Below are 15,474 nucleotides of genomic sequence, written 5' to 3'. Positions count from 1 at the left end.
CTCCCTGCGGAAGAGGGGGTTGTATTACTTAGCCAGAACTTCCTGCGCGGTGCGCTCAACCAGAGAGAGCAGGATTTTAATATCTTCCAGCGTCACGGTTGGGTTCAGCAGCGTCAGCTTCAGGCAGGTGACGCCGTTATGCTCGGTCACACCGACGTTCGCACGGCCGGATTCCAGCAGCGCATCACCAATTTTCTGGTTCAGCAGGGCGATACCTGCGTCATCCATCTGCACCTGTCCGCGGAAGCGGAACAGAACGCTTGCCAGCTGTGGCTGCATAACCAGTTCCAGCGCAGGCTGCGCTTTCACGTAGGCCGCAACCTGTTGTGCCAGGGTCACGCCGTGATCGATGATCGCCGCGTATTGCTCCTGACCCAGCGCTTCCAGGCTCATCCACAGCTTCAGCGCGTCAAAACGACGGGTGGTCTGCAGAGATTTGGACACCAGGTTAGGCACGCCGGCTTCTTCGTCGAACTCAGAGTTCAGGTAGGCCGCCTGATAGCGCATCAGCTCATAGTGACGCGCTTCTTTCAGCAGGAACGCGCCGCAGCTGATGGTCTGGAAGAACTGCTTGTGGAAGTCCAGGGTAACGGAATCCACCAGCTCGATGCCGTCCAGGTAGTGACGATACTGCTCAGACATCAGCAGCGCGCCGCCCCAGGCAGCATCAACGTGTACCCAGATGTTCTGTTTCGCCGCCAGCTCTGCAATCGCACGCAGCGGGTCGATGGCACCGGCATCGGTGGTACCTGCCGTCGCGACGATCGCCAGAATCTGCTCACCGTTTGCATTGCACTGCTCAATTTTCGCCGCCAGATCGGTCAGATCCATGCGGGAGAATTCGTCCGTTTTCACCTGCACCACGGACTGGTAGCCCAGACCCATCAGCGCCATGTTTTTCTGCACGGAGAAGTGTGCGTTTTCGGAGCACAGCACGCGAATTTTGCGCAGATCGCCCACCAGACCGTCCTGCTGAACGGAGTGACCCTGACGCGCAAAGAACGCATCGCGCGCCAGCATCAGGCCCATCAGGTTGCTCTGGGTGCCGCCGCTGGTGAAGACACCCGCGTCGCCAGCCTGATAACCCACGCGGGTACGCAGCCACTCGATCAGTTTGATCTCAATGATGGTTGCGGACGGGCTTTGATCCCAGGAGTCCATACTCTGGTTAGTGGCGTTGATCAGCACTTCCGCCGCCTGGCTTACCACCAGGCTTGGGCAGTGCAGGTGCGCCACACACTGCGGGTGATGAACGGACAAGCTGTCTTTCAGGAAGAACTCCACGGCGCGTTCAATCGCCGCTTCGTTGCCCAGCCCTTTCGGGTTGAAATCCAGCTTAATACGGTCGCGCAGTTCTGCGACCGTTTTGCCCTGGTACATCTCAGGCTGTTTCAGCCACTGCATCACAGCCTGAGTGCTTTGTTCGATCGCCTGCTGATAAGCTTCAATGCTCTGCGCAGAGGAGAACAAAATTGGGTTTGAATCAGACATCGTAATCAATAACTCCGGTTACGCCGGGCGAACGCCCGCAGCAAGCAGTGCCTGCTCAAATTTATCCAGGAAGATTTTCAGCTCTTCGTCGCTGATCAGCAGAGACGGCAGCAGACGCAGAACGATACCGTTACGGCCACCGCGCTCCAGAATCAGACCGGCTTCGAAGCACTTCTTCTGAATCAGTGCAGACAGTTCGCCGTCGCCCGGGAAGCAGCCCATGTGGTCAGCGGCTTCATGTGGTTTAACGATCTCAATACCGATCATCATGCCCAGACCGCGCACGTGGCCGATCACCGGATAGCGTTTCGCCATCTCTTTCAGCTGGCCTTTCAGCCATTCGCCCTGAGCGGCAACTTTGCCCGCGATGTTCTGATCTTTCAGAATTTTCAGCGTGGTCAGGCCAGTCGCCATCGCCAGCTGGTTGCCGCGGAAGGTACCGGTGTGGTGACCTGGTGCCCATGCGTCAAACTGCTTTTTGATACCGAGCACGGCCAGCGGCAGACCGCCACCTACGGCTTTAGACATCACGATAATGTCTGGCTCAATGCCCGCGTGTTCGAAGGCGAAGAATTTACCGGTACGGGCAAAGCCAGCCTGAACTTCGTCGAGGATCAGCAGAATGCCGTGTTCCTGAGTCACTTTACGGATGCGCTGCAGCCACTCAGCCGGAGCCGGGTTCACGCCGCCTTCGCCCTGAACGGCTTCCAGAATCACCGCAGCAGGTTTACGCACGCCGCTTTCAACGTCGTTGATCAGGTTATCGAAGTAGTAAGTCAGCGCTTTCACGCCCGCTTCACCACCGATACCCAGCGGGCAACGGTACTCGTGCGGGTAAGGCATGAACTGTACTTCTGGCATCATACCGTCAACCGCTTCTTTCGGAGACAGGTTGCCGGTCACGGACAGTGCGCCGTGGGTCATACCGTGGTAACCACCAGAGAAGCTGATGATACCGCTACGACCGGTCACTTTTTTCGCCAGCTTCAGCGCAGCTTCAACGGCGTCAGCACCGGATGGACCGGTGAACTGCAGGCAGTACTCTTTGCCCTGACCAGGCAGCAGAGAGAGCAGGTATTCAGAAAACGCGTCTTTCAGAGGCGTAGTCAGATCCAGTGTATGTAACGGCAAGCCGCTGGTAATGACATTTTGGATGCTTTTCAGCACATCAGGATGGTTATGGCCAAGCGCAAGGGTCCCCGCGCCTGCTAAACAGTCAAGGTATTCTTTATTATCTGCATCGGTGATCCACACGCCTTCTGCTTTAGTGATGGCTAAAGGCAGTTTGCGCGGATAACTCCTGACGTTAGATTCAAACTCGGCCTGACGGGCCAGATAGGTTTCGTTGCTTTTGTGGGCATCTACGGTGTCAATACGGACTTTATCCGTCATCATATCACTCCTACAACCGCCGCTTCGTTATGAGCCACGATTGAATAAAAAGTTAAAAAACAGATGGGGGCCTGAAAAAAACGCCGCCAATATAGAGCCTTTTGCCACGGGGCTCAATGGTTAATTTGTTTACTGTTTTGTGACACGGGGCTGTAACGAGGAAATATCCCCATTTTTAAAATGAAAATTGCATTTTATGCCAAATAAAATCAGCGCGTTACAGGCTGTTTACCCGGTGTGTAAAGTCACAGAAAAGAGTGTGACAAATCGTGCCATCGAACGGCATAAAAGGGGGGAGTTCTGCCTGTTTCTGCGTCATGGACAAAAAGCGGTGCTCATGATGCATGCACAATAGAATTACGCAGTAAAAAAGGACTTTCTACACGCGTGGTGTTCTGATGCTCTTCACCGTTAATAATATGCAAGGCGCTCAGACGACCAATTTCATAGTGTGGCAGTTGAACCGTAGTGAGAGGAGGCAGGAACAACTCCCCAATACCCACCATATTGTCATAGCCGATAACGGCGACATCTTCTGGTATGCGAAGCCCTTGCGCCAGCAGCGTCTGGTAGACCATAAACGCGATACGGTCGTTGCCGCAGATAACGGAGTCGAACCCGGGAATGCCATTCTGCACGTGCGTCAGCAGCACTGACGGGATATCACGATAGTGCTCGTCCCCTGACGTCATATAGCTGTGCGCCAGGCTGTCCGGATCGAGCCCCGCTTCTCGGCATGCACGTTCCAGCCCCTGTCGGCGCCGGGTTGTGGCCAGATGTCCCTCAGGCAAATGCAGGCAGAGAGGGCGTCGATAACCCTCCGTGAGTAACGCCCGCACGGCGGTATATTGGCCCTGTTCATCATCGGGAATATAGCTGGCGACCTTTTCGCCGTCACTTTCGCAGTTGGCCAGCACGCAGGGAAGGGTGAGTAATTTAGCCGGGAGAGGGACACGACGTAACCCCATGGTGGTGTAGATAATCCCGTCAGGCCGATGAGAGAGGAGAAGGTCGACGATGGCGTCCGGGTTGTCATCGGTAAACATATTCATCACGAAGCTATTCCAGCCGTGCATTCTGGCCGTCTCTTCAATAGACAGCGCGATCTCCACCGAGAAAGGTGTCGTCACCGTATCGAGCGCCAGTACGCCTATGGTTTTCGGCGAGGCATGCGCGCCGCGGATTTTCTTGGCGGACAGATCCGGCACATAGCTGGTCTGCTCGATAGCCAACTGAACGCGTGCCAGCGTTTCCGGTTTAAGGCGCTCCGGGCTGTTCAGTGCGCGGGAGACCGTCATCAGCGATACGTTAGCCAGCTTTGCGACGTCCTTCAGGGAAGCCATCTTGTTACTCCGTTAGTGCTCTGTGTGAGAGGGTATACAACTAAGTCGCTGATGTAAAAGGAAGGCTGCTGCACAGGCCAGGCCATTCTTACCTGAGTGATGAAAATTTGATCGCGATCTCACTCTCTTAATGTTAATGTTAACGTTAACTTTCGTGATTAACATCTTAATTTTTTACCAAATAGCATGAGAGAACTTAAATGTTAACGTTACCATCCTGTCATTACTCCAACATGAGAATGTCATGATGAAAACGCATCACTCTCACAGCTACCCTTTATTAAGCGCATTGCTGTTTTTCTTTTTTGTCACGTGGTCCTCTTCCGGCTCGTTGCTTTCTATCTGGCTCCACCAGGAGGTGGGGTTAAAGGCAGGGGATACGGGAGTCATCTATGCCGTACTGTCTGTCTCCGCGCTGTGCGCGCAAATCTGCTACGGCTTCATTCAGGATAAACTCGGCCTGCGAAAAAACCTGCTCTGGTTTCTGACCAGCCTGCTCATTCTTTCCGGTCCGGCCTTCCTGCTGTTTGGTTATCTGCTGCACATTAACGTGTTACTCGGCAGTATTTTCGGCGGGATTTATATCGGGCTAACGTTTAACGGCGGGATTGGAGTACTGGAATCCTATACCGAGCGCGTGGCCCGCCAGAGTCAGTTTGAGTTTGGTAAGGCAAGGATGTGGGGATCGCTTGGCTGGGCGGTGGCAACCTTTTTTGCGGGGCTCCTGTTTAACATTAATCCAAAGCTGAACTTCGCTGTCGCCAGCTGCGCAGGGCTGGTGTTTTTTGTGTTGCTGGCGCGTCTCAGGGTCTCTTCCGCCCCGCACGCCATGCAGGAGGCGGTGTCCGGCGGTAAGGTCACGCTGGAGGATGCATTGCGCCTGCTGACGCTGCCGCGCTTCTGGGCGCTGGTGTTTTTCGTTATCGGCACCTGTATTTATGGCGTTTATGACCAGCAGTTCCCGGTCTATTTCTCCTCCCAGTTCCCGACGTTACAGGAAGGGAACGCCATGTACGGCTATCTCAACTCATTCCAGGTTTTCCTGGAGGCGGCGGGTATGTTTTGCGCCCCGTGGCTGGTGAATCGTCTCGGTGCGAAAAACGGCCTGATTTTCGCCGGAATGGTGATGGCGATGCGTATGGTGGCATCGGGTCTGGTTGAGGGACCGGTACTGATCTCCATTACCAAGCTATTGCACGCGGTTGAGCTGCCCGTTTTGCTGGTCTCCATCTTTAAATACAACAGCCTGCATTTTGATAAGCGGCTCTCTTCCACCCTCTATCTGGTGGGCTTTGCCTGTACAAGCTCGGTGATTGCCTCGGTACTGTCGCCGCTGGCAGGTTACAGCTATGAGAAATACGGCTTTGCTCAGTCCTATCTCATCATGGGGCTACTGGTATTCAGCACCACGTTTATCTCCATCTTCCTGTTGCGCTCGGGTAAGTCCTCTTCTGACCCGCTCATGCCGCAACCTTCCACCATCTGATCGAAAGAGTAGAGAAATGACGTATTCAATTACGAAAGCAGAACAGGAACTGCAGTCCAGACGCGAAGGGCTTAACTTGCGCTGGTATCCCCGTTACCACCTCGCTGCGCGTGCTGGCTGGATGAACGACCCGAATGGCCTGGTCTGGTTTGACGGCTGGTATCACGCCTTTTATCAGCATCATCCATATTCGACCCAGTGGGGGCCGATGCACTGGGGTCATGCGCGAAGCAAAGATTTAGTTAACTGGGAGCACCTCCCGGTTGCGCTGGCACCGGAAGGACCAGACGACAAGGACGGCTGTTTTTCTGGCTCAGCGGTGGTCGATGGCGACACGCTGGCGCTAATCTACACCGGCCACAAATTCCACGGCGATCCCGGCGATGAGGCGAATCTCTACCAGGTTCAGTGCCTGGCAACCAGCCGTGACGGCATCCACTTTGTGCGGCACGGGACCGTCATTGACACACCGCCCGGACTGCATCACTTCCGCGATCCGAAAGTATGGCGTGAAGGGGAGTGGTGGTACATGGTCGTTGGTGCGCGGGAGGGTGATACGGGCCAGGTGCGTGCGTACCGGTCTGCCGATCTGCGCGAGTGGCAGGACATGGGCGTGCTCGCAGTGGCTGAAAAAGAGATGGGCTATATGTGGGAATGTCCGGACTTTTTCACCCTCAACGGTAAACGCGTGCTGATGTTTTCGCCTCAGGGGCTGGCGGCAGAGGGATTCAAAAATCGTAATCTTTTCCAGAGTGGCTACCTGCTGGGCGAGTGGCAGCCCGGCAAACCTTTCGCGCGTGAAGGAGAATTTGTGGAGATGGATCGTGGACATGATTTCTATGCGCCACAAAGCTTCCTGACTCCTGACGGCCGCCGCATCGTTATCGGCTGGCTGGACATGTGGGAATCGCCCCTGCCGGAACAGCAGGATGGCTGGGCAGGCATGCTCTCCTTACCGCGCGAGCTGACGCTGAGTGTGGATAACCGCCTGCAAATGCGGCCGGCCAGAGAAGTTGAAATCCTGCGCGGAGCATGGTTCCCCTGGCCGGTAAGTACGCTTAATAACCAGCAGATGACGCTGGTTGAACACTGCGATGCGATGGAAGTCATTCTGCAATGGGATTGCGCGAACAGCAGCGCGGAGCAATACGGCATTCGTCTCGGCGACGGGCTACGCGTCTATGTTGATGCGCAGATGCAGCGCCTGGTGCTGGAGCGACACTATCCACAGTATGGCCTGTGCGGCACCAGAAGCGTCGCGCTTAACCTGAACGGCGTGCTCAGTCTGCGCTTGTTTTTTGACTACTCTTCCGTGGAAGTGTTTGTTAACGAGGGTGAGGCGTGCCTCAGCAGCCGTATTTATCCTGATGCAGACTGCCGCGAACTGGCGTTGTTTGCCTGGACGGGGGGAGCGTCGCTTATCCATGGCGGAGCGTGGCAGCTGGAGTAAATGTGTATTTAGTCACGAGCTAAAATAAAGCCCCATACAAATGGGGCTATGTAAATCTTATGAGGTGGGAGCGTAGTGCTAAGATCACATTTTTAATAATTGTGCGTTTACAACTCTCTCTTTTTCGACAACCAGCTGCATAATATAGCCACCCTTGTGCCATGAACCCTTATTTGGCTTCCAGCCTTTCGAAAGCAGATATTCAGCAGCTTCAGAGATTGACTTATTCATAATGCGATCCGCTTCACCTGAGAACTGTTTAACATCGCCGCTTGCTTTGGCAGGCTTGCTGTCACAACGGCCCGCAGCATCCATCACCTGAGTGCAGCCTTCAGGAAGATGCTTACGTGCTGATTGTGCAAGTTGAGCAGCATTCTCCAAAGCCTGTTTTTCAGCAGCAGCGTTAATGGCTGTAGTGCGGTTTTGCTCTGCTATATAACAAGCATCTTTACTCACTCCCTTGCTTTGACAATCAGCCATCCGTTGAGCCGGTGAGGAACACGCAGCAAGAGATAATACAGCCGCTACCATCATTAACTTTTTCATTATTGCCTTAGTAATTACAATTATAAATATAGGTGCCTAACATCAAGCCGATCCATATCCCTAATAAAATAAAAGTGAGATACAAAACAGCGGAGATAAAAATGTACTTTGTCATTTTCTTTGCGAGCAGCAATGTATTGAGTTATAGCCAGCTGATTAAAACTCATGGGCGAGTTTTTTAGCTCACTGGCTTTTTATTTTAATACTGTAACATCACCATCCGTAAGATGCGGACGCCGCAACAATTTCATCACCGTTGGATGTACCTGATGTAGAGAGTGTAGCGGCTACATTCTCAGCGAACTTATGACGGTAGCCGATCGCATAACCTTGCGCATCTTTGAAGTTGGCAGCACCGACAGCAACCGCGTTATCTGTATCAACATAATGCAAACCAGCAAGAGAAGCAGCGCCAGCGATACCAGCACGATATTCCTTGCGATCCTCACTCTGCTGATTCTCCAGAGAAGAGAACTTAGCGTTATTTTGACTCTCTAACGCAGTAATACGTGATTCATGATTCGCTAATTGTGCGCTGTGATTCTGAATCGTCGCTTCCTGTGTTTGCTGTCGTGACTGAACGTTAACAACAGCAGTTTTATTCGCTGCGGCTACCGTTTGTGCATCTAAAGCTAAAGATTGCGCGTAAGCGCCCGTATTAAATGCCTGAGTCGCTTTGTCAGAGGCGTCCTGAAGGGCGTGATCTTGTCTATCCTGATCGGCGTTGAAAATGCTTTTATCTACCTTACTTGCAAGCGCTTGTGTATTAGCGTCTGCTTTATTATTAGTGTTATCAATCAATATATTCTGTTTGTTATCAGTGATTGTCTGATCTGCTTTGTTATCGTCGACTTTCTGATTAAGGATAGCGTTAGCTTGAGTGTTAGCGTTTACGCCATCTTGAGCGGTGTTAGCTGTATCTTGTGCTTTATTAATAGCTGTATTTGCTCTGTCAATATCGCCTTGAAGGTTATAGATTTGCCCGTCTTGCTTAATGTTACTTCCTTCGATGTTATCAAGGTTATAGACGGTTTTATCGGTACCCTGAATTTGAATGTGAGCACCTGGATTGTTGACGTTATCGTCAAGGTTTACGTTTACTTCCGCAGCATTTGCTGTATTCATTGAACCAGCAAACACAAAACCAAAAACAGCGATAGCTGTTGTATTTAAATAGTTCATTTTAAAGCTCTCATCATCACTACAAGAAAAAAAAAAGTAAGGGCGCTATCCTGGCGGGAAGATACAACGTCTTGTTATATCTCTATAAATTCGATAATAAGGTTGATAATTTTGGTTTGAAAACTTATTTCGTAACGTGCAGTAACTATCTATGAATGTGTAATTTTGTTTATTGATCTAAATCATAAATAGCAGGAATAGCTAAATAAGATGATCCAGAAGGGATGAAGAAAATAATTATATAATACAATGTATTACCTGTTTATAATGAATGGGGATAAATTGGAAATAAAATATTAATACATTAAATATATTTATGTGTTTAGACGAAAAAAGATTAAAAATACACATAACAGTTTATGTAAATTTATGGGTTTTTGCCGATTATTTATTATCGAACCTTTCGTCAGCTTCGAATGAAAATAAATTCAGCTCATTTTTGTTCCGGGATATACCAGGAAAAAATATTTATGTTGAAGATGCCAGCGAAAAAGTGTTTAGGGAGATTCATAACGCGATCGCTGGCGTGATAAATCGAAACCCCTTGCGCCTGGCCTGTGGCCACGGTTACACTGATTAAGAACATTGATTTTAATAAGTCACTGTTTTAAAAGTATTTTGACTCGGGGTGCCCTTCCACGTGAAGGCTGAGAAATACCCGTATTACCTGATCTGGATAATGCCAGCGTAGTCTGGCGGTTATTCATTGAAAATAAAAATAAATTTCTAGCTTTAACGTCCTGTTTTGATAGTTCATTACTCAATGAGGCTTTCAGAATGGGCCACAGAACCATACGTCACACCATCACACGCAACGGGATTTATTACGTTCGTTTCCGCCTGCCCGGTAATAAATATTTTCGCAAGTCGCTGGAGACTGACAGCCACACCCAGGCGCAGTTGCTCATGTCTTTTGCTTCTCCTGTAATCCCTCTGGTTCAACGTGGAACCATCCAACCGGATCACTTCGGTAAGCGTCTTTCCGAGTATGGCAATAGCCTGAAGCAGCAGAATGAACAATGGCTGGCACAACAATTTCTCAGTGAAGAACGGCGCAATCTTCAGCCGATAGTTGTTCAGGAATACCGCGAGGTTGTTGCGCCTTCAGAAGATGAGGAAGAACAAACAGAAGCACAGTCAAAGGATGTGTTAACACTTGCTGGCGCTTGGAATATGTACAAAAAGGAGAAAGCCCAAAACTGGACGAAGGCAATTTCACAGGCCAATGAGCGCTTTATGGAAGTCATGTTCATTGTCCTTGGTGCATCAACAGATGTAATGACGATCACCAAGCAGGACATCAAGCAGGTGATGGAAGTTGTTGAAAACTTGCCAAAGCGTGTTGTGCAGCCTTATCGGTCAATGACGGTTCAGCAACTGATCGAGTGTGATGATGTTCCGCCAGAAGATTTGGTTGGCGCTGAGTCTATCCACAAGCATTTGAAGATTTACAAATCGCTGTTTAAAACCTTCCTGACTGACAATAAAGATATTCTGGAGAAATCACCGACTGATGGTGTAGTCGCCGCACCGTCGAAAGCTAGGTTTGGAGCTTACAGTGCAGCAGAAATGAGAAAGTTTGTAGGGTGGGCGCTCATGCAGCCTGATGGCTGGCAGAAATGGATCACTCTTTTGTTGGCGTATACGGGAGCCAGAAGAGGGGAGATCGCCAAGCTGGAGAAATCACAGATCAAATTTGATGAAGATAGCCAGCGGCACTATCTCCTGATCGCTGAAGGAGGACAGGGTAAAACCGAAAACGCTACAAGGCAGGTGGCGATCCATCCCAAACTAATCGAGTGGGGTTTTCTTGAGTTTGTAAACCGTCAATGGAAAGAGAAGATTTTCTCACCTGTGTCGGGTAAGAACATGCCGAAGATCGGCAAAGTGCTTGCTGACGTTCGCGATCAACTTGGAATCCCTTACCTTGATGATTACGGACAACGCCGCCTGGTGCATAGTTTCAGACACACAATGATCTCAACCTGCTTGGCTGGTTGGGTTGGCAACTTGGCGCATTTGCAACAGGTGGTTGGTCATGAGAAGAGCGGCTCTGGAATCACTAGGCGCTATCTTCATACATTCCCGCTATCCACGGTATGCTATGTGGTTGATGGCTTGGATTGGTAATTGATTTCACTAACTCGGTTGGTATATTTGCGTAACAGATAATAGCAGTATCCATGAAAGGAGTATAAAAATCGCCCCCATCGTAGGGGGCGAAACAAAGACTACTTATTCTGATGCTACTTGAGTTTATTTTTTTATTGTTCGGATTTTAATCATTAAATCTTTACCGCTTTTGGTCAAAGTCCAAAATAAGTCATATTTTCCTGTTGTGGTCCTCAGATTTTCAACGTTGATTAGCCCGTATGCTTGTAATTGTATAGAGATAGTTTTTAAATCTTGAGATACGACCTTAGGTGAGCTTCCGCTTTGATTTTCTTTTTCTTTGGCTGCATCGCCCAAAGTTCGCGACACAATTGATTCATTGAGATGTTGTGTAAGATAGGGCGAGATAAGAGCAAAAATGTCTTTCCAGGACATCCTTGCATCCCATATTGATAACCTTTCACGGCTATTCTGTAAATAAGTAGATTGGCATTTAAACTCGAAAACACTCTCAAAATCAGCGAGGTTCAACTCTTCAATTTTAGGGCTATGTGCTTTGAGTTGATCAAGATCAAACCTAAGTTGTTCATTTTCTTTTTGTAACTCTATAAGTGCTCTTAAATCGGATTCTTTAGAAGTTTGGTTTGCCCTAATCCAACCGACTGCTGGATACGTTTTCATTGTCTTGCTCATACTAAGGGCTACTAACCCTGGTAGGTCTTTTGCTGTTGCCCATGTTTTCCTGAGACGATTGGTTGAGGCCTTCTCTATGAATGCAACTAGCTTCTCTCTGAGTTCAGAATCTTTTTCAGATTTGGCTAAAGGTAGATTTTCCGGATTCTCATGTACCAAAACAACGACGCGTAAACCTTTTGAAACAGCGTAATCGAATTCCTTTTCGGTGTAACTTAAACCATCTTCCGCAACAGAGCCATAACGACCACCAATGATCAGCAGATAATAATCACAGTCATCAATTACTTTTTTTATGAACTCCCATTGGCCTTCATCGATTGCTGGGAACAACTCCATGCCTGCTGGAATGCAATCCATTTCCATCAGAGTTTGTATGACGTGTTTTCGTTCTTCTTCTAAATCCGTAAAAGTTGAACTTACGAAAACCTGGTAACGTTTATCCATTTTTATCCCTTGAAAGAGGAAGGGGCATGAGCCCCTTCATTCAACATTAACCAGCGTGACGGTAGGATTCACGCACACCATCACGATAACCATCAGCAAACGCTGCTTGAGGACTTTTGTGGCGAACGGTTCCCGCCTGGCTATCAGGTAAGGCGGCTAAGTCTACCCAAACCTGACCTGTGCGAGCCAAGCCAGCGCGGTAACCCTGATCGTAAGCGCAGCCACAACATTTATGGCGACCTTCACCACCTTGATCGTGAGGTAAGCTAATGAAAAGAGTGTTGTAACGGTGTGATTGTTTACAAATAGTCATGCATTGCTCCTTATGAGCGTCATTTTAAGGTTTACATGATCCTCTTTGCCTGGCACAATCAAGCCGTGAAAAATGAAGGCAAGGCTAAGATTCATACGAGTTTGGCGACTCGTATTGGTCATGCTTTGTAAGCCGGGTTCATGCAAATGAATCCGGTTTTTTTACGCCTAAAATTCAGGCGCGGCACTACATGTGGGGGTGGTCAATCAATAGCGGCCCCACATAGTCGATATTCTAGTGATGATTCTTTTCTGCACAAGGGTTGATTTTGACGTTAAATTGAGGTTGTGAAAGGGTAAAAATGCAAAACCCTACACAGCATAAGGCCTGGAAGAGATGTCAATAATTAAGAAAAAAAATTCAAAATCTGATCGAGTGCTGATTTCTTCAACGGGAGGTCAGAATTGCGCAACATGATGTCGCGCAATCTTTATAAGAATAATGAATGTTGCCAGTGGTTTTGATAGTTACGTGCAACATATAGATAACATATATGTGTGCGTAACGATGGAACTAAGAATGTACCCATAACAGTTTGTGATCTGCTAGACCGTCAGCCCAGGCCCTCGGTGAAAAGCGCTTTTCTTCGCCAAATATCGCTACGTGATGCCTTCAGCGACACGCCTCACTGCAACAAGCAGTGCTGTTACACAATGCTGCTTTGGGCTGACGCAAGGGAGATAACTTGATGTTTTGAAGTGCCTATGTTCACTAATTGTACAGCCATTTAACATATTGTATCTTATAAGTACTTGACTGGAATAGTCAGGTATTGCTTTTCGGAGCGTTGATGCGAAGCGGGGTACACAACAGCGATTTCATCAACAGAAGGAAAGCATTAGAGAGGATTTGAGGTGAGTTCTCTTGTTCAAGGATTTTGGATAAGTTTGTCCGGTCACCAAACAATTTCAGGTTTCAGGCCTTTGAAGCTGCCAGCGCATCAAACATGATGAAAGAGCATTATTCTCTTTATCAGCAGAAAAAGAGCTACTACGGCGACGTTACCACAGCGGGCTGAAAGTCTGCCATCACCAAGCGAAATTCTCCCGTCCTAGCCGTCACCGCTTCGTATCTTTTCCCACACAAGTGTGAACTGCCCCACCAATGGCCCCGTATGCTCCACCAGAAGCGCTACAGCGCGTCATCTCCACACAATTGTAACTGACACACCGATAGCGCAGCGCCGTGCTGAGAGGCTCTCACAGGCCCAGAAATGGAGGTTTTCAGTTGTTTTTTTCGAAGAAATTAATTTTTTCGGCTTGAAATGAGGAGGGGGGTAAACTGGTTTGACACACATTTGGTTGACAGACTTAACGCATCCAGCACTGGCGCGGGTTCGTTGTGTACATCTCGATATAACGATCACCAAATCCCACAGGCGAGCCAGTGACACCAGACGGCAGGAGGGGGCATTTAATGAGTATTTAACTCTATTTAAGCTGTATTTAATTCCCCAGGATGGTGTGGATTATTGACAAGTAGGCCACTGAAGAAAGTTCAGTGGCCTCGTAGGAGGCAGACCATAAGCACGTCTAGCCACTGAAGAAAAGTAAGTGGTAATCCACTAAATAAAGGTAAGTGGTATAGTGCCGTTTTACCACTGAAGAAAGTTCAGCTTACTAAATCATTTTTTAACTTCGTTAACTATTTTACTAACACATCCTTTTGACTAAATCATAAAAACAAGGTCAACACCTTAAGGTCAAAGACTGGTTGAACATGCGTTCAATTGTTGGTGTTAAGGAGTGATGTCTTATCGCTCTGCTCTGAATGGCTCTGCCTCTTCAGATATGTGTGGTAAGAAGCTCATCTTCGATGACGTGAACAGACTCGTCATCTCGTGACCCTCTAACCCTCGTTAGCCCATCGCTTACGCTCTGTGACTCGGGTAACCCGACAGGCTACGCCAGAGAGCTACGCTCTCACTCTGTGTGGAAGCTGCGAACTTGTTCGCCATATGTGGATCGGAGCACGGCGGAGAGGACTGCTTTGCATCTGTCCGGTTCACTCCGGCGCGGCGCGGGTTAACTAACTAACCTCCTCAACGCCTCTCTACGGCGTTTAAATGGTGGTGGTGATGCGTATGTACTCCTATGGTGACAAATCCCCGTGTGGAGCGTTACAGAGCGATTTAGCCCTATTGACAAAGATTTCTTTGGCTGGTAATGTTATAATGACTACTACGTATTATATAATCCTACATGATAATGATTGCTATTCCCATGGGAATCTGATACAATAGATCTTAGTAGGGTAATGATTTATCTACTAATCCTCGAACGAAAAAAAACTGCCGCATTTCTGACACCCTCTGTCAAACCGATGGCAATACAAAATGGGTACAAAGAGACCTCCGCTAATATTTTTAACGAAAACGGAGAACCCAATGAATAAACCGAAATCCCAACGTCTCGACCTGACCACTATGACAGGCGAGCAGATCGCTGATCTCATCCTGAACGGCAAATACACCAAATCAGCCTTGTGGGCCTTCATAAGTAGAAACGGCGGCGCAGACGCTGTACATGCTCGATTCCCGCAGATCGCCGTCTGTCTTAATATTTTGAAGCAGGAACGTAAAAAGGCGAAACATGCACGGGCAGTGAAGTCGGTGCTGAAGCCTCTGAGCAATCAACGCGCTGCCGGAATGGAGTTGACCGATATACTTCGTCCAATCCTGGAAGGCCATCGACAGCTTTATCTGGATAAGCTAGGTCTTTCCCTGACTCATGAGCAGATCATTATGCTGCTTGTGGCTGTCAGCGGTGCAGAAGAACTTGAAGCCTACGGTTATCCACTGGCTGGCGAATTCCCGACAGCAACCGCAGCCTAACAACACTGAACAAAACCTGAGCCGGTTCGCCTTCTGGGCGACCACTGGCGGGAGGTCTTTTGTACCTTATTGAGGAGGATTTTTGATATGAAGCTGTCGCTAGACGATGAAACATATGCAATTTTACGTGAAGAGTCTGATCGACTGGGGATTCGTGTTCCACAGCTGATCCGCAACATATGCCAG

At 48.9% G+C, this 15,474-nt stretch carries 11 protein-coding genes and 1 riboswitch; of the genes, 4 read left to right on the top strand and 7 right to left on the bottom strand.

Annotated elements, in window-relative coordinates; translation table 11 throughout:
* Window positions 1-24: 24 nt before the first annotated feature.
* The 3 genes from F0320_RS14435 to F0320_RS14425 all read right to left on the bottom strand — a co-directional run bounded on the left by F0320_RS14435 (window position 25) and on the right by F0320_RS14425 (window position 4,226).
* On the bottom strand, window positions 25-1,491 hold the full coding sequence (locus tag F0320_RS14435) for a pyridoxal phosphate-dependent decarboxylase family protein (RefSeq protein WP_126330746.1): 1,467 nt from the start codon (window positions 1,489-1,491) through the stop codon (window positions 25-27).
* 18 nt (window positions 1,492-1,509) lie between these two features.
* On the bottom strand, window positions 1,510-2,886 hold the full coding sequence (locus F0320_RS14430; protein WP_014884533.1) for a diaminobutyrate--2-oxoglutarate transaminase: 1,377 nt from the start codon (window positions 2,884-2,886) through the stop codon (window positions 1,510-1,512).
* Window positions 2,887-3,218: 332 nt separating this feature from the next.
* The gene (locus tag F0320_RS14425; RefSeq protein ID WP_126330744.1) at window positions 3,219-4,226 is read right to left on the bottom strand and encodes a LacI family DNA-binding transcriptional regulator; all 1,008 of its coding nucleotides are present in this window, start codon (window positions 4,224-4,226) and stop codon (window positions 3,219-3,221) included.
* A gap of 244 nt (window positions 4,227-4,470) precedes the next feature.
* On the opposite strand from F0320_RS14425, the gene F0320_RS14420 reads away from it, so the two are divergent.
* Both F0320_RS14420 and F0320_RS14415 read left to right on the top strand, forming a co-directional pair.
* Window positions 4,471-5,712, top strand: a complete 1,242-nt coding sequence (locus F0320_RS14420) for an MFS transporter (RefSeq protein ID WP_047652490.1) — start codon at window positions 4,471-4,473, stop codon at window positions 5,710-5,712.
* A gap of 16 nt (window positions 5,713-5,728) precedes the next feature.
* Entirely contained in the window at window positions 5,729-7,162 is a 1,434-nt protein-coding gene (locus tag F0320_RS14415) for a glycoside hydrolase family 32 protein (RefSeq protein WP_126330742.1), read from the top strand.
* 84 nt (window positions 7,163-7,246) lie between these two features.
* Here F0320_RS14415 and F0320_RS14410 read toward each other — a convergent pair whose 3' ends face one another.
* Window positions 7,247-7,708 (bottom strand): hypothetical protein, encoded by a 462-nt coding sequence (locus F0320_RS14410; RefSeq protein ID WP_185807267.1) that lies wholly within the window; start codon window positions 7,706-7,708, stop codon window positions 7,247-7,249.
* A gap of 213 nt (window positions 7,709-7,921) precedes the next feature.
* On the bottom strand, window positions 7,922-8,890 hold the full coding sequence (locus F0320_RS14405) for a YadA C-terminal domain-containing protein (protein WP_126330740.1): 969 nt from the start codon (window positions 8,888-8,890) through the stop codon (window positions 7,922-7,924).
* Between the two features lie 614 nt (window positions 8,891-9,504).
* Window positions 9,505-9,604: riboswitch (TPP riboswitch) on the top strand.
* 63 nt (window positions 9,605-9,667) lie between these two features.
* Here F0320_RS14405 and F0320_RS14400 point away from each other — a divergent pair.
* A complete protein-coding gene (locus F0320_RS14400) occupies window positions 9,668-11,020 on the top strand; it encodes a tyrosine-type recombinase/integrase (protein WP_149323826.1) in 1,353 nt (450 codons plus the stop codon).
* Window positions 11,021-11,146: 126 nt separating this feature from the next.
* On the opposite strand, the gene F0320_RS14395 is transcribed toward F0320_RS14400, so the two are convergent.
* The gene (locus F0320_RS14395; protein ID WP_149323825.1) at window positions 11,147-12,142 is read right to left on the bottom strand and encodes a DUF4062 domain-containing protein; all 996 of its coding nucleotides are present in this window, start codon (window positions 12,140-12,142) and stop codon (window positions 11,147-11,149) included.
* 46 nt (window positions 12,143-12,188) lie between these two features.
* Window positions 12,189-12,455, bottom strand: coding sequence for a hypothetical protein (locus F0320_RS14390; RefSeq protein ID WP_061354404.1), 267 nt, complete (start codon window positions 12,453-12,455; stop codon window positions 12,189-12,191).
* A gap of 2,386 nt (window positions 12,456-14,841) precedes the next feature.
* Here F0320_RS14390 and F0320_RS14385 point away from each other — a divergent pair.
* A complete protein-coding gene (locus F0320_RS14385) occupies window positions 14,842-15,288 on the top strand; it encodes a hypothetical protein (protein ID WP_080329704.1) in 447 nt (148 codons plus the stop codon).
* Window positions 15,289-15,474: the final 186 nt, after the last annotated feature.

The organism is Enterobacter dykesii, from assembly GCF_008364625.2.
Classification (GTDB): Bacteria; Pseudomonadota; Gammaproteobacteria; order Enterobacterales; family Enterobacteriaceae; genus Enterobacter; species Enterobacter dykesii.
The sequence above is the reverse complement of the archived record's forward strand: the minus strand, read 5'-3'. Positions and strand labels throughout refer to the sequence as shown.

Excerpts from the sequence above, each read along its gene's own strand:
- F0320_RS14435 (WP_126330746.1), bottom strand. The coding sequence starts at position 1,491 with ATGTCTGATTCAAACCCAATTTTGTTCTCCTCTGCGCAGAGCATTGAA.
- F0320_RS14430 (WP_014884533.1), bottom strand. The coding sequence starts at position 2,886 with ATGATGACGGATAAAGTCCGTATTGACACCGTAGATGCCCACAAAAGC.
- F0320_RS14425 (WP_126330744.1), bottom strand. The coding sequence starts at position 4,226 with ATGGCTTCCCTGAAGGACGTCGCAAAGCTGGCTAACGTATCGCTGATG.
- F0320_RS14420 (WP_047652490.1), top strand. The coding sequence starts at position 4,471 with ATGATGAAAACGCATCACTCTCACAGCTACCCTTTATTAAGCGCATTG.
- F0320_RS14415 (WP_126330742.1), top strand. The coding sequence starts at position 5,729 with ATGACGTATTCAATTACGAAAGCAGAACAGGAACTGCAGTCCAGACGC.
- F0320_RS14410 (WP_185807267.1), bottom strand. The coding sequence starts at position 7,708 with ATGAAAAAGTTAATGATGGTAGCGGCTGTATTATCTCTTGCTGCGTGT.
- F0320_RS14405 (WP_126330740.1), bottom strand. The coding sequence starts at position 8,890 with ATGAACTATTTAAATACAACAGCTATCGCTGTTTTTGGTTTTGTGTTT.
- F0320_RS14400 (WP_149323826.1), top strand. The coding sequence starts at position 9,668 with ATGGGCCACAGAACCATACGTCACACCATCACACGCAACGGGATTTAT.
- F0320_RS14395 (WP_149323825.1), bottom strand. The coding sequence starts at position 12,142 with ATGGATAAACGTTACCAGGTTTTCGTAAGTTCAACTTTTACGGATTTA.
- F0320_RS14390 (WP_061354404.1), bottom strand. The coding sequence starts at position 12,455 with ATGACTATTTGTAAACAATCACACCGTTACAACACTCTTTTCATTAGC.
- F0320_RS14385 (WP_080329704.1), top strand. The coding sequence starts at position 14,842 with ATGAATAAACCGAAATCCCAACGTCTCGACCTGACCACTATGACAGGC.